The sequence below is a fragment of the Leptothoe kymatousa TAU-MAC 1615 genome, assembly GCF_018739865.1.
Taxonomy (GTDB): Bacteria; Cyanobacteriota; Cyanobacteriia; order Phormidesmidales; family Phormidesmidaceae; genus Leptothoe; species Leptothoe kymatousa.
The window spans coordinates 164,276-177,990 of sequence record NZ_JADOER010000009.1 but is presented as its reverse complement, the minus strand read 5'-3'; the positions used below and the strand labels follow the sequence as shown (position 1 = coordinate 177,990).

16 protein-coding genes are annotated in these 13,715 nt (G+C 48.4%); 3 read left to right on the top strand and 13 right to left on the bottom strand.

The window, feature by feature from the left end:
• Nucleotides 1-9 precede the first annotated feature (9 nt).
• The 8 genes from IXB28_RS10640 to IXB28_RS10605 form a co-directional block, all read right to left on the bottom strand.
• Nucleotides 10-396 carry a DUF4345 domain-containing protein gene (locus tag IXB28_RS10640; RefSeq protein ID WP_215618561.1) on the bottom strand — a complete coding sequence of 129 codons (387 nt, stop codon included), beginning with the start codon at nt 394-396 and terminating at the stop codon, nt 10-12.
• 256 nt (nt 397-652) lie between these two features.
• A complete protein-coding gene (locus IXB28_RS10635) occupies nt 653-1,009 on the bottom strand; it encodes a hypothetical protein (RefSeq protein ID WP_215618560.1) in 357 nt (118 codons plus the stop codon).
• A gap of 384 nt (nt 1,010-1,393) precedes the next feature.
• Nucleotides 1,394-2,422, bottom strand: a complete 1,029-nt coding sequence (gene proX, locus IXB28_RS10630) for a glycine betaine/L-proline ABC transporter substrate-binding protein ProX (RefSeq protein ID WP_215618559.1) — start codon at nt 2,420-2,422, stop codon at nt 1,394-1,396.
• A 355-nt stretch (nt 2,423-2,777) separates the two neighbouring features.
• Complete coding sequence (proX, locus tag IXB28_RS10625) at nt 2,778-3,836, bottom strand: glycine betaine/L-proline ABC transporter substrate-binding protein ProX (protein ID WP_215618558.1); 1,059 nt, start codon at nt 3,834-3,836, stop codon at nt 2,778-2,780.
• Between the two features lie 82 nt (nt 3,837-3,918).
• Nucleotides 3,919-4,869: an ABC transporter permease gene (locus tag IXB28_RS10620; RefSeq protein ID WP_215618557.1), complete on the bottom strand. Its 951-nt coding sequence runs from the start codon at nt 4,867-4,869 to the stop codon at nt 3,919-3,921.
• An 18-nt stretch (nt 4,870-4,887) separates the two neighbouring features.
• Nucleotides 4,888-6,120 carry a quaternary amine ABC transporter ATP-binding protein gene (locus IXB28_RS10615; protein ID WP_215618556.1) on the bottom strand — a complete coding sequence of 411 codons (1,233 nt, stop codon included), beginning with the start codon at nt 6,118-6,120 and terminating at the stop codon, nt 4,888-4,890.
• Between the two features lie 435 nt (nt 6,121-6,555).
• Nucleotides 6,556-6,918, bottom strand: coding sequence for a hypothetical protein (locus IXB28_RS10610; RefSeq protein ID WP_215618555.1), 363 nt, complete (start codon nt 6,916-6,918; stop codon nt 6,556-6,558).
• Nucleotides 6,902-7,270: a cupin domain-containing protein gene (locus IXB28_RS10605; protein ID WP_215618554.1), complete on the bottom strand. Its 369-nt coding sequence runs from the start codon at nt 7,268-7,270 to the stop codon at nt 6,902-6,904. The genes IXB28_RS10610 and IXB28_RS10605 overlap by 17 nt, the downstream gene beginning before the upstream one ends.
• Before the next feature lie 31 nt (nt 7,271-7,301).
• On the opposite strand from IXB28_RS10605, the gene IXB28_RS10600 reads away from it, so the two are divergent.
• Together IXB28_RS10600 and IXB28_RS10595 are read left to right on the top strand one after the other, a co-directional pair.
• Nucleotides 7,302-7,628, top strand: coding sequence for a pentapeptide repeat-containing protein (locus IXB28_RS10600; RefSeq protein ID WP_215618553.1), 327 nt, complete (start codon nt 7,302-7,304; stop codon nt 7,626-7,628).
• A gap of 567 nt (nt 7,629-8,195) precedes the next feature.
• Complete coding sequence (locus IXB28_RS10595; protein ID WP_215618552.1) at nt 8,196-8,405, top strand: YHS domain-containing protein; 210 nt, start codon at nt 8,196-8,198, stop codon at nt 8,403-8,405.
• A 132-nt stretch (nt 8,406-8,537) separates the two neighbouring features.
• On the opposite strand, the gene IXB28_RS10590 is transcribed toward IXB28_RS10595, so the two are convergent.
• Nucleotides 8,538-8,681, bottom strand: coding sequence for a hypothetical protein (locus IXB28_RS10590; protein WP_215618551.1), 144 nt, complete (start codon nt 8,679-8,681; stop codon nt 8,538-8,540).
• A 134-nt stretch (nt 8,682-8,815) separates the two neighbouring features.
• On the opposite strand from IXB28_RS10590, the gene IXB28_RS10585 reads away from it, so the two are divergent.
• Nucleotides 8,816-9,007: a hypothetical protein gene (locus tag IXB28_RS10585; protein WP_215618550.1), complete on the top strand. Its 192-nt coding sequence runs from the start codon at nt 8,816-8,818 to the stop codon at nt 9,005-9,007.
• A 32-nt stretch (nt 9,008-9,039) separates the two neighbouring features.
• Here the strand turns inward: IXB28_RS10585 and IXB28_RS10580 are convergent, their stop codons facing one another.
• The 4 genes from IXB28_RS10580 to arsJ form a co-directional block, all read right to left on the bottom strand.
• Nucleotides 9,040-10,362: an arylsulfotransferase family protein gene (locus IXB28_RS10580; RefSeq protein WP_215618549.1), complete on the bottom strand. Its 1,323-nt coding sequence runs from the start codon at nt 10,360-10,362 to the stop codon at nt 9,040-9,042.
• Nucleotides 10,363-10,543: 181 nt separating this feature from the next.
• Entirely contained in the window at nt 10,544-12,001 is a 1,458-nt protein-coding gene (locus IXB28_RS10575; RefSeq protein ID WP_215618548.1) for a sulfotransferase, read from the bottom strand.
• A gap of 2 nt (nt 12,002-12,003) precedes the next feature.
• A complete protein-coding gene (locus tag IXB28_RS10570) occupies nt 12,004-12,255 on the bottom strand; it encodes a hypothetical protein (protein ID WP_215618547.1) in 252 nt (83 codons plus the stop codon).
• Nucleotides 12,256-12,416: 161 nt separating this feature from the next.
• Nucleotides 12,417-13,664, bottom strand: coding sequence for an organoarsenical effux MFS transporter ArsJ (arsJ, locus tag IXB28_RS10565; RefSeq protein ID WP_215618546.1), 1,248 nt, complete (start codon nt 13,662-13,664; stop codon nt 12,417-12,419).
• Nucleotides 13,665-13,715 lie beyond the last annotated feature (51 nt).

Genomic DNA, 13,715 nt, shown 5'->3' with positions numbered 1-13,715 from the left:
TCTGTGCGCTCAGTCGATGTTCTGGGTTTTGCTCAGAGCCAATAGGGCTAACAAGCCACCGCCGAGTTCGAGGACCAGGTAGGCGTACATCAAATAGTTAGGCGCGCCATCAACGATAAAGCCGATGGTGCGAGCCCCTGCCATGGAGAGCAGCACAACAGTCACGGCAATTAAACTGGGGCGAATCTGGTTGATGGCATGAAGGTATAGGATAATCACCCCAATGGCGATGGTCATGCCGCCATAGGTTGCCCGGAAGTCCACAAGGTCTGAGGTGTTAGTCAGCTCGGTCCCTGTCACCAGCATGGACATGCCGTTTGGGTTGATGGTGAAGGCCAGACCGTAGAGGATAAAGACGATGGCCGCTAGGTAGACGACAAATTTCGAGAGATTCATGGGACATGTTGCATTATTATTCATCCTACCAAACTGGAATGAACATCTCACCAGCCCTGATTGGGGACTCTATTCAGCTCAAGTGAGATCGCAATCTTTGGATGCAAGTCTCCGAAAGAGCCAATGGTGGTCAAGACGATTCGGCTCATTCCTGTGCCTCTCTATTCGCTATACTGCAGAAACATGATGGGTTGATTCTACTGCTTTGCTACGCTATAGGTCGGAGCTTCTGAATGGCATTGCTCACGATCCCGTATCATTTGGGAATAAATGGTTTCAGAGTATTGTTCGACAGTTTGTTAATTTCATTTGCGGCGGCTTCATCCAGATAGAACAAGATTATCGCTTGTCCATTCTCTTTGAAGTAAAATCGACAGCCATCGCATTCAATGTCGTCCATGGTGTAGGAAAGCATCAATGTGTTAGCCCAATCATTGTTGATCTCAATGTCCCAGTTGAGATCGCTACCGTTAATTTTGTATTTCAGCCTTGCCTTGCCCGAGCGGGTATCAACGAAATCGTCGATATCTGTGATGAGGTTTGGTTTATTTGCGACTTCGCAGAGCCGATTTACGATCGTGGTGTAATTGTAAGCGGTGCGTTTGTCACGCACCCTACCTGGCTAAAGCAGCACGGATTCGCTCAGGCAATCGCTCTAAAATTACTTCAGCATCAGTAGAGGAAAGTTGCTCTTGACGTTTGGCTTGCATAGCATCACCGCTACATTAATTCGATCAGCAACACAATAAGTGTAAAAAATAAGCTTGAGAAGTAGTCGAAATTTTGACGTCGGCCAATTATTTATTAGGTCTACTTTTTCAGTCTATCCATCCAAATTGGCATACTACACTGCAAACCGGTAGTCTATCCATCCCAATCGGCATACTATACTGCGAATTATCCATATAGCACCCCAATAAAAAAACAACCTGCGAAATCATCTTTCGCAGGTTGCCCTAGGATTTAACTAGATGCCCTTACAGCATCTCCAAATGTCTTACTTGGCAGCAAGAGCCCCTTCAACCCAGCTATCAAACTCAGCCTGATTGTCCGCAACCCAAGCTTCCGCATGGCCACGAATTGCCTCGGGGCTATCCTCACCATTTTCCATTAGCTGGTTCTGAGCACTCACATCATCCAAAGGCAGCTTAGCCAGCGTAAAGAACGTAGCCGCCACCGGATTTTCATCCACAAAGGTCTGGTTTGCCACAATCACCTGTTGGTCCACACCAAAGCCAAGGTTTTTACCCTCCGCAGACGTATCCGCTTCAGAGACTTCGCCTTGCTCTTCGGGTAAAGACGTATAGGGTACCTCGAGCCAGGTAACATCTTCCCCTTCCTTAAGGACACCATGGACCCAAAGGGGTGTCCAGGTGTAGAGAAGAACAGGGTTACCCTGATCGTAGCGGGTCATAGTGTCCGCTAACAAAGCAAAGTATTGACCCTGGTCATGCTGTACCGTATCTCGCAGACCGTATTCCTCTAAGTGATGCTCAATTACTAGCTCACAGCCCCAACCAGGGTTGCAGCCGGTCAAGTTAGCTTTGCCATCGCCATCGGAATCAAACAGAGCCGCAATTTCTGGATCCTTCAGCTGATCTAAGGATGTAATACCGTACTCATCTGCGGTAGCTTTGTCGATTTTGTAGCCCTGGAGCACATTGGGAATATAGACCCCCGTACGCTCTAGCTTTTCATCGCCACCGCTGTTGTCGAAAAAGCCTTGGTGTAGTTTTTCCCAGTGGGCTGTGGTGAAGTCGATGCCGCCGTTGGCCATGTCCACATGCATGGAGGCATATTCTAGTTCCTTGGGCTTATTGATGGTGTAGCCCAACTGCTCTAAACCGATATTGACCACTTCGGTTTGGAACAGTTCTTCAATCAGGCCATAGCTGGCGGTGACGTTCACACCATCGCCGGGCAGGGCGTTGCCGTCGGTGGCTTTGTCTGTTTGTTGGCCAGAGGTGCAGGCGGTGAGGCTAAGGGCGATCGCAAGTCCTGTAAATACAGGTCGCGCACAATTCATTGCAGATAGCTTTAGATTAAACATTGCGGTTCTCAAAATTATGTGTCGTGGAACAATTGAAAAGGCTGCTGATTGCGACTCAGTGGGTGAACTTAAATCTTGCCCCTGGTGATGAAGCACGGCCCACCTTGGACTAAAAGTGCCAAGGCTAATCGAATGAAAACCCCCTAAAAGGGGTTAGAGGACCCCTGAAAGCTCTATATTTAGAGCTTTTAATCCAATTTTGTCCCTTTAGTGGACAGCCCTCAATTAGCGTTGGATTTTGAATCCAATGTGGGTTTAAGGCTCAAAACCGACTTGGTGCAAGATCTGAGTGAATCTTTTACCCACTATGGCAATCAGCGATCTATACAGCTTACTGAGCGGCTAATGCGGCCTCTACCCAACCATCAAACTCAGCTTGGTTTTCTGTAACCCAAGCTTCGGCGTGGCCACGAATGGCATCCAGGCTGTCTTCACCATCCTGAACGAGCTTATTTTGGTCGTTCACAGCATCAATGGGAACTTCCACCAGGCTAAAGAATTTAGCAGCGGCGGGGTTGTTATCGATAAATTCTTGGTTGGCCACAATCCGCTGTTGGGCAATGCCAAAGCCAAGGTTTTTGCCATCCACTAGGGTTTCAATGTCATCTAAGTCATCCCCCTGCTGATCGGCGAATGAAGTATAGGGTACTTCAACCCAGGTGACATCTTCCCCTTCTACCAGGGTATTGTGGAGCCATAGGGGCGTCCAGGTGTAGAAGAGAATGGGCTTACCTTGTTCAAAGCGGGTAACGCTATCGGCAATCAGGGCAAAATATTGACCCTGGTCCTGTTGTACGGTGTCCCGCAGGCCATACTCGTCGATGTGGTGTTCAATAATTAGCTCACAGGCCCAGCCGGTATTGCAGCCGACCATGTTGGCTTTGCCGTCGCCGTCGCTGTCGAATAGGGCGGCAATTTCTGGATCTTTGAGCTGATCCAAAGTAGTAATGTTGTATTTCTCCGCTGTAGCCTTGTCGATTTTATAGCCCTGGAGCACGTCGGCCACAATCAGCCCTGCCCGCTCTAGCTTTTCGTCGCCGCCGCTATTTTCGAAAAATTCTACCTGGTTCGGATCCCAGTGGGCGGCGGTAAAGTCGATGCCGCCGTTGCCGATATCCACGTGCATGGAGGCATATTCCAGCTCCTTGGCCTTGTTAATGTCATAGCCCAACTGCTCAAGGCCAATGTTGACCACCTCGGTTTGAAAGGCTTCTTCAAGCAGGGCATAGGCCGGGGTGACGCTGACACCTGCGCCCGGTAGCCCACCGGCAGCTTTGTCGGTGGCTTGTTGCCCACCACCGGTACAGGCGGTGAGGGTAAGTGCGATCGCAAGCCCTGTGAATGCGGGCTGAACTCGAGCAACGGGCCATTGCTTGAATTTAAAAGTCATAGTCTTCAAATTCCTATGCGATAGAACAACTGAAGTGAAAAGGAAAATCCAATTCTGTTAAGTGTGTTAGAGAACGTAGTCCCTAGGGGGTGGATACGGAAGGCCGACGCTGGCTGGTGAGCTTACGCAGGGCTCCCCACGGTCCGCGATCGCGCCAATTGAGGCTGTTTTGAGACGATTTCCCCACATTTTGGGTAATGCGGTCAAGCACAATGGCCATCAGCACAATGCCAAGGCCCCCCACCGCCGCCAGACCCACATCCAAACGGCCAATGCCGCGATTCACCATCTGACCCAAGCCTTCCACGGCAATCAGCGAGGCAATTACCACCATGGAAAGGGCCAGCATAATGGCCTGGTTCACCCCCGCAAGAATGGTGGGCATAGCCAGGGGTAGCTGCACTTCCCACAGCATTTGTTTAGGGGTGGACCCAAAGGCCAGGGCGGCTTCTACGGTTTCTTCCGATACTTGGCGAATGCCAATGTTGGTCAGGCGGATGAGGGGGGGAACGGCAAAAATAAAGGTAACAATGACCCCTGGCACTTTACCCGTCCCAAACAGCATCACCACAGGCACCAAATAAACAAATGCGGGCAGGGTTTGCATCGCATCTAACATCGGTCGAATAATGGCCTCGGCTCGATTGTTGCGGGCGGAGGCAATGCCTAGGGGCAACCCCACCACAATGCACAGCAGCACGGCCACAATCACCAAGGATAGTGTGGTCATGGTTTCGGTCCAGGCCCCGATCATGCCAATGGCCACCATGGCAAACAAACTCAAGATGGCAATCTTGCGAGTGGCAAACTGCCAGGCAAACAACACAACCACCGCGATAAAGAGAATGGGCGGCAACCATTGCAGAAATGCTTCGATGGCATTGAGCGTATGGCTGATGGGAATTCGAATCAACTGAAACACCCAGCGAAAGTTAACCACTACCCACGCGACAGCAGCAGAAATCCAATCTCCCAGGGGGATGATTTGGCTCGACTGGTTGAAGAACAACCAGTTAAAAATGTCTGGAATCATAATTAAACAATTGACAATTTAAACGGCAGTGGATAGTGCTTGGGGCACATCGGCTTTGTCGTTACTAAGGCGACCAATGCTCGCCAGAATATCTGACTGCTCTACGACGCCTTTAAACTTGCCAGAGCGATTGATCACCGCCATGGGCACCCCAAACCGAGCCAGATGGAAAATTTCTTCCAAGCTGGTGCTGGCCTTTACCACCGGGAAATCGGTGCTCATCACCGATTCCACATCTTGCACATTGCTGGTGACGGCGTTTTGCAGTTCGGCTTGATTGAGAATCCCAATGGGCTTGCCGTGGCGATCGACCACATGCATGCGGGTCAGGGCATTGCCCTGCATTTGGTCTAGGGCCGCTCGGGCAGAGCCCTTGCCGAGGATAAACGGTACGGTCTGGCGAACGATGGAGCCTGTTTTGAGCACCTGGGCGCGATTTACATCCTGGGTAAATGCAGCAATGTAGCCATCCACCGGATTGGTAACAATCTCTTCCGGTGTACCCACCTGCACCAAGTGGCCATCTTTCATAATGGCTACCCGGTCGCCAATTCTCAGGGCTTCTTGGATGTCATGGCTAATAAACACAATCGTCCGCTTGAGTTCCGACTGCAGCCGCATCAGTTCATCCTGCATTTCCCGACGGATTAACGGGTCCAGCGCACTAAAGGCTTCGTCCATTAGGAGGATGGGGGCTTCGGTTGCCAGTGCCCGCGCTAATCCAACCCGCTGCTGCATACCACCGCTCAAGGAACTGGGGGCATAGTTGGCCCACTGGTGCAGACCTACCACATCGAGCATATGCTGGGCCTTTTCATGGCGCTCCGCCAAAGGCAGTCCACACATTTTCAGACCGTATTCAACATTTTCTAAAACGGTTTTGTGGGGTAATAGCCCAAACCGTTGAAACACCATGGATACTTTGGTGCGTCTAATTTCTCGCAGCCGTTCTTGATCAACTCGGGTCACATCTTCCCCGTCAATCAGAATCTGACCGCTCGTCGGTTCAATCAAGCGATTGATGCATCGTACCAGAGTGGATTTCCCTGATCCCGATAGGCCCATTACGACAAATAGCTCACCCTCTTCAATAGAAAGAGAGACATTAGCTACACCTAAAACATTGCCTGTCGCTTCCAGGATATTGTCTCGGTTTCCACCTTCTTGAAAGAGCTTTAACGCTCTCTGAGGATTTTGTCCGTAAATCTTAATGAGATTTTCAAGTTTGATTTTTGGTTGGGAACTAGGCATTATCTAACAGCTAATTTGTTTACTCTGGAAAGGCTGGGCCAGAACAATGTAATCGTTGCACTATGCGGGATGATTAGATCGGTAAACTTGCTAAAATCTCCATCCGTCAATGCATTTGGGGATATATCGACAATCTCCTTTTCTTATTTAAAATTTACAGTGCGGGTTTGTTAAAAATTAAAATCATGGTCTTTTTCCTTAAAAGCATGGCTTAACAAGCCTTTTCGGATTAAGCCGTGAATTCGTTTCTTAACAGCTCCTGGCGACATCAGGAAGATAGTTCAACTTTGTTACCTTATCGAAGAACGTTGGATTCTACAATGTTGATGTCTAGATAGCTTAATTTTTGTGTCTATGTTAAGGCGCGATAGAACATTTGCTCCCCTGTGCGTTGGTCTATCGCTGTAACCCCTGACTAACTTCGGGACGTTGAGGCTAGGCGTGTTTTGGGAGATATTTATATTCTCCAAAACGTGCTACTGGAAAATGTTGATGTAACCTTTCTTCTTTTGGAATTAATGGGGAAGAGAGCCTGGTAAAACCTTTAAGGTGTTGTTTGCATGGGACATGCTCTTTGATGGTGGCTTTTATGGCGCTATTGCCAGCTTTGATGGCGCACATTGCCAGCTTTGATGGCGCACATTGCCAGCTTTGATGGCGCACATTGCCAGCTTTGATGGCGCACATTGCCAGCTTTGATGGCGCACGTTGCCCGTTGGAGGCCGTATCAACCTGCGATTTTAGTTTGGGGACGGGTATATGGCCCCGTTTGGTGCGCCGGCTATATCCAAGCGTCATGGGTGGCGGTGCGATCGCTAGCCGTGCCATCTCCGGTATTTGCCACCCCCCGAGGCTCAATCAGTAGCATCTTGACCTCACCCTCAGCATAGGGTTTATGTTCTACGCCCTTGGGGATCACAAACATTTCACCAGTTTTCAGGGTGACGCTGCCATCCCTAAAATCGATGCGTAAGATGCCATCAAGTACAATGAATGTCTCGTCCGTATCTTGATGTTCGTGCCAGATAAAATCACCTTCAACTTTTACCAACTTCAATTGGTAGTCGTTCATTTCAGCAACGACCTTCGGCGTCCATTGGTCGCTAAATAGAGAGAACTTTTTGTTAAAATTAATCGACTCGTATTTCATACTATTGTCCCAGGCTTAAGAGGGAAAAGCCATGAAGCTAATCCGAGTGTTTTTGACTGCCGCCATTATACTGATGCTACTTCAGGCAGAAACGCCCCTGAGGGTCATGGCTTTGCGGGTGACTAAGCATTGTCCCGGCTGTCGCCTGAGGGCGGTACGCATTCGGAACGCGGATTTGTCTGGGGCCGATTTGAGCAATGCGGATCTTCGATGGGCAGAGTTAGAGTCTGTAAATCTCAACAATGCCAATTTGCAGGGGGCCAATTTACGCCATGCCCGCATGTATGATGTGACCACTAAGGATGCGGATTTCTGTGGTGCAATTCTGATGGATGCGGTGAAGGGCTACTGCTACTGATATATCGACGTTAGACGTTTGCACCTGGAAAATACCTATGGGTAGTAGGGGGAGCCCATGCAAGGCCCGTATCGCCCATGGCGGTTTGCCGTAAAGCCTACGTTGTTCTCTTTTTTGCCCTATGGCTTGAGTCTGTGCAAAAAAACGTGGGGAGTCTCAGCGGTTTTTTGCCCCACTAATGCAAAGTAGTATAGGGGGCCTCCATCGATAGGCGATGGCGATGGCGTTCTAGATGATGAATGTCCAAGTATTCAGAAAAGATTAGCTCTCGGATGAATCGGGAGAATCTAGAGATATTTGAATTGTCGAGGAACGTCTCTTTAATATTAAAGGCTACCCAGCCATTGGTCTGGACAAACTGGAGCGCTTGGAAGAATGCCTTGGGGGGAATATATCTCCAAAGCCAAGGGCCGCCACTGACGTGAGGAAATCTATGGACCAGCTATTGCTCTCTTCTGATAAGTCGGGTTGTGAATTTGTGGAATGTGAAATCTGCAACGTGGATTTACCCACCGTTTCAGATTGAGTAGGATGGGTTTCCGTGTGTAAATTTTAGGATGCCGGTCCATGAACAGCAAACCTATTAACAAATTTTGTCCCCGTTCTGGCAAAGATGTGCGCGAAGATTCCCTGACCACCTATCGGGGTAATACCGTTGGATTTTGTAATCCCCAGTGTTGTAAAGAGTTTGCGGCTGACCCAGAAGCCTGTCCTAGCGATCGCGCCTATTTTGATACTTTACTCAAAGAGTACGAACTAGCAACAGACTTAGATTAGGGCTTGTTAAAAAATAAAATCATGGTCTTTTCCATTTGAATTGTGACTGAACCAGCCTTTCGGGACTAAACCGTGAAGTAGTTTCTTAACAGATCCTTAGTTACAACTGCCCTATGGAAACCCTGTAGCTTGTTATAGCTTAAAACCACATTTGGGAACCTTGAGCAAGGCTGAACTCAAATGGAGGACCTGGTGCAGCGTTGCCATAAGTTGAGGGCGGGGTGCGATCGCAGCATTGCCTGCAATGATTTCCTCGCGGACCCGTCCCGTACCCATGGGGCGTCCATGCTCCTTTTCTCCTAGCCACAAAAAAACTGTTGTCCTTTGAAGAATCCTGGAAATGAGTCGCTCAATACCCAGCCGAAGCCGCCAAAATCGACGATCAAAAAGAAAAAACCGCACCCGGCATCGTGGCCGATTTTCTTTACCTAACTCCCGACTGTGCACTGCCGACTGCCATCCGGGCTGTTTACATCAGCAGGCGTCCAGCCAAACAATCCCTCCCCAGGCTGTGTCAACGAGCGGCCCGCCGTCATGCCCAGGTGAAACGGATTAGGGGAGAGGGGCAACTAGCCGATGGTTCAACCATTGTGGCTACCTAGCGACCGAGGATGGGTTTTCCTGATGCTTAGTTTCAGTCTTTGCTAAAGATCTTTTCATATTTTTCAGAAAGCCGCTGTACCTCAGTCACCCTGCCAACCAGTTTCTTCTCGTCATCCAGATAATTAAAATACTGCCAAACCATTTCACCCTGCGGATTAAGCTCAAAGCCTCGCCCGGATAGGGAGTCAGTAATCAATAAATTACCATTGGGCAACCATTGGTTTTTGCCCTGGATTTGTGTATAGAAGGGGTTCTTCCCACTGCCCTCAAAGAAAACCTCTTTAGTATTGGCAATATTGTCTTTGAAGGAAAATTTCAAAATCCGACTTTTGAAATTTTCTGCGTTTAGATCATCCCCTTGGTTGTTATCAAATACCGAAATAGTATTGCCATCGATAAAGTCTGGATCGTGCTGATTGATAAATTCACCGATGATCATAGACTTAATTTCATCAGTGTCTTCATTAAAAACCATCACCGCGTTGATATTGCGCAGAGAAATCAGCACATCCCCCGGATTAAAGACACCTGCTTTCATATCAGAGGGGAATGTTTCCACATCATTCAAATGGGTGGGGTCCAAATTGTAAACCTCTGTCTCATAGCTGGGGATCGACCTTAAATGTAAAAGTCCTGCGTACCCATTTTTTCTAAGCAGCTCAGGAACATTCCATTCCTTTAAAATCTCTCCCTCCGGCGACACCTTTAAAATCGTGTCTTCCCAAAAAGGTGGGATTATGTGGGGGATAAATTCATTCTTTTCTGTTTGGAATTTCATCCCACTGACCCATAGATTGCCATCATCATGCAAATGCACAGAATGGTGGGTTTCATAGGGTAAACGCCAAACGACCTTGCCATCCAGGTCTACACGCACAAGACCCATATATTCATAGTTGAAAACCAGGTCGCCGTTATCCATCACCACGGCGCCATGGATAGTGGTCCCCGGTCTCTGCTTGGGTGCTCTTTCCGGGTGCAGGTGATCGGCATCGGGCCAAATATCAAACCAATCCAGCTCCCACCTGTGCAGGGTATTGCCTTGGGCATCCATGATGTCTGCAACAATCAGATCATCAGTGGCTAGCTTTGTGACTAAATTCAATCCTGGGTAAGGGTTAGGCGCCGTAACCTCTGGGAACGATTGGTCTAAATAGTGATAGTGAGGGGGTAATTCACCTGAAAATTGTTTGGAAACGTGCCCAAAACCTTCCTTGGCGGTCACAAAATATTTATAAGGAAAAACCTCTTCATCACGAATGATATAACCGGCTAAAAAGACAATAAACGTACAGGATGTAATAAAACTGCCTAAGCTTAATTTATGAAAATCAATTTTACTGTTTACTGTCATTAGTTCATTCCTTATAATTTTTCCAGCAAACTGCTAGTGCAGCATCAACGTTAAAAGTTCGGATTGTTTAAAGATAAAGAGTCAAGGGGCAAGGGTAACGCTGCACTCTTTAATGGCCCCAATCCTAAATCTTAGTCTTGAAAGACCACTAGGTAGGACTATCGTCTGGCCCAAAGCCCAGCTAATTGTATGCAACGTCCTGTAAGGATTGATAAATTGTATTTGCCTTCTGCAGAAGGGCCTCAGGAATCAAAGAGGTGTCTAACTTTTTAGGTCTTGGACTACCGATAACACTTACCTTTTGGGCTAATGTGTCAGGGGCATTACTGTCTACAATTTTGCCCAAAGCCAGGAGACCATGCTCGGGGTCCTGGCACAGCGCATCATAATTAAAGAAATGGGCTACCTTAGAGTTTTCCCTAAGTAGGTGCCCATAGCTCGCGACCCAGTATTCCAACCAAAAAGTTATGGATTCAGTATCTGTGGATATCCGCTGATCGAGCCATCCATCAAAGTCTATGGGGCATAGATTTTCACCAAAGTCATAGTGCCCTATGGCTTTCATATATTCTGAGGCGAAGGCGTCTGTTTTATGGATATTCAGAAAATTTCTATGCTGTTGCAGCATAGACGCCGCATGGTGGATGGGATTACGAAAGGGAATTAAGATAATTGCATCTGGAAAGAGATGTCTCAGGGTATGTATACGGGCGATATTGGCATTGTTTTTGGATATGTAACGTGCCGTATTAGCAAGTTTATGGCGACGTAAAAAAATAATCTTACGCATATGGGAGCGGAAGAAGTCATTAAACTGTTTATTTTGTTCAATATCCCAAGGAATGATGCGATCGGCTTGATAGTGTTTGCCCCAGAAGGCTGTCCAAATCACTTCTTCCAATGCTTCAGGGCTATCTGGGCTAATGTGCATGCCGTCGCCGTGGGCACGTTCCTGGGCCTCAACTCTCTGCTGGAACATTCTAGAATATCTGTTCCACAGGCAGGGAATTAACACAAACGGCATGTCCCGATAACAGTGGGCGGCAAACTCCCGATTATCGGCCAGGCATTCAAGCAGCAATGTGGTGCCTGCCCTAGGCAAGGCGGTAATAAAAACAGGTTTTGGTCGCAGGGGCGCTAATGTTTTAGCAAATAGTTTGTCTTCTAACCTGGCTACGGACACTTGCGTGGCGTAGGTTTTGAAAGACATTCTATGCAGGGCCTGATCCAATGGAGAATAACTGCTGTCAGTCTCTGGGGGCTGGCGCCGTTGGTTGAAAAACCACCAGCCGCCAAACATCAGGGTGCTAACAACCAAAAAGTGAGGCGATACGGTGAGGGCTAAAACAGTATCTAATGCTATCAACCGAGACTTGTCAGCTATCCACAAACATCCTAACGGCAAAGCTAACGCAACGATAGCGCCAAAGACTAGCTTGAAAAACAGTCCAAATAGCTTGAGGGAATTCTTTTGTAGACCAACTTCTTTTTGTCTATCACTCAATTGGGGCGATGATAGAACTTCGAGGGAATTTAAGGCGGTTTCAATAACCATTCCCCCCGTCTTATCTAGCTGAAAACTCTTTAAAAGAAAAGCAAATATAACAATCAGCAGAATAGAAAGTGTCCACTCTACCACGGTTAGCCTTCCTCAGTTTCGCATAGGGGCTCTTCGGTGCTGGCAACAGTGTTCTGTTTACTGAGCAGTCGTTTGATCGGGAACCATAGAAAACCGAATAGGGCGGCAACAATTGCCACCGCAAAGGCAATGAACGCCGCAATGGAGACTAACCCTGCCCCCGGACCCACATAGGCCATAGCCGGTGGAGACGCCACAACAGTTAAAAATATGGAAAATAGAAAATATTGAGTGAATTTATAGCAGAATTTCATAAGAGCTTTAAATTAACGAACGAACGTGGGAACAGACATAAAGTTAGACGATAGGGTTCGCCAATTTGTTACCAATTTGTGAAAAATTTAAATATCGCCCGCTAAATTATAAAAATTAGCAGGCGATATATTTTTCAAGCTATGGGTTTTGCTGTTTGTACTTAGTGAACCAGTTCCTTAGAAGCCTTGGGATTAGGCAGCTTGAGCGTAATTAGCTCCGCCAGCAGCACAAACACCGCCGATACCCACAGGCATCCTACCAGACCGTAGGTTTGAAAGATCAGCCCAGACAGCACCGTTCCCGCTAGGCGCCCCCCGGAGTTGGCCATGTAGTAAAAACCCACATTGAGGGCAACTTTGTCAGCTTCGGTGTAGGCCAACACCAGGTAAGAATGCACCGATGAGTTAAAGGCAAAGACAATGCCAAACACCATTAGCCCTAGAACAATGGTTTGCCCTGGGGGACGACCGAGCTGGAGTGCGATCGCAATAGTCGCCGGAATCGCCGTCAGCAGCCCGGTCCAAAACCGAATGGTGCTAGCCTGGGGCGGGCCGCCCGCCCCAAACCGACGCAGCAACGTTGGTGCCAACGATTGCACCAGGCCATAGCCAATCACCCAAATGGCCAAAAATCCCCCCACCTGCTCAAAGGACCAGTTCAAGACGCTATGGAGAAAAACCGGCAGGCCTACCACAAACCAAACATCTCGGGCCCCGAACAAAAAGAACCGAGCCGCCGAGAGACTATTAATCTCTCTTGTTTTAGAAAATAGCTGGCTAAATTTCACCTTGGCTTTCACCTTGCCCATGCCGGCGGGCAACCACAGCCCCGACACCAGCACCCCCATCAGCCCCACCGCCATAATCACCAGGGCATTAACATAGCCAAAGGTGGCCAGCAGCAGTCCACCCAGAAAGAACCCCACCCCCTTCAGCGCATTCTTAGACCCAGTGAGAATGGCCACCCACTTAAACAGCGACGACTGCGCGTTCTGCGGAATTACCAACCGAATAGCGCTTTTCGAACTCATCTTGGTGAGATCTTTTGCCACTCCAGAAAGGGCCTGGGCCACCATCACATAGGGAACGGCCAAGGCCAGGGGCCAGGCGTCATTCACCGGTGTCAGCAATAGCAGCGCTACAATTTGTAGGGCAATGCCGCTGTAGAGCGTCAGCTTTACCCCAAAGCGAGAACCAATCCAGCCGCCAAATAGGTTCGTAACAATGCCAAAAATTTCATAGAACAAAAACAACATTGCCACTTCCAGCGGCGTATAGCCCAGGGTATGAAAATAAAGCAACACCAGCATCCGCAGCGCCCCATCGGTAATGGTGAAGCCCCAATAGGCGGCGGTCACAATGGCATAGTTGCGAATACCAGTTCGGTCAATTGTGGAAGAAGCATCCATGGCAGTAGAACATCCGGTTACGTTGTTTAGAAAAGAATTAGGCATGGTGAA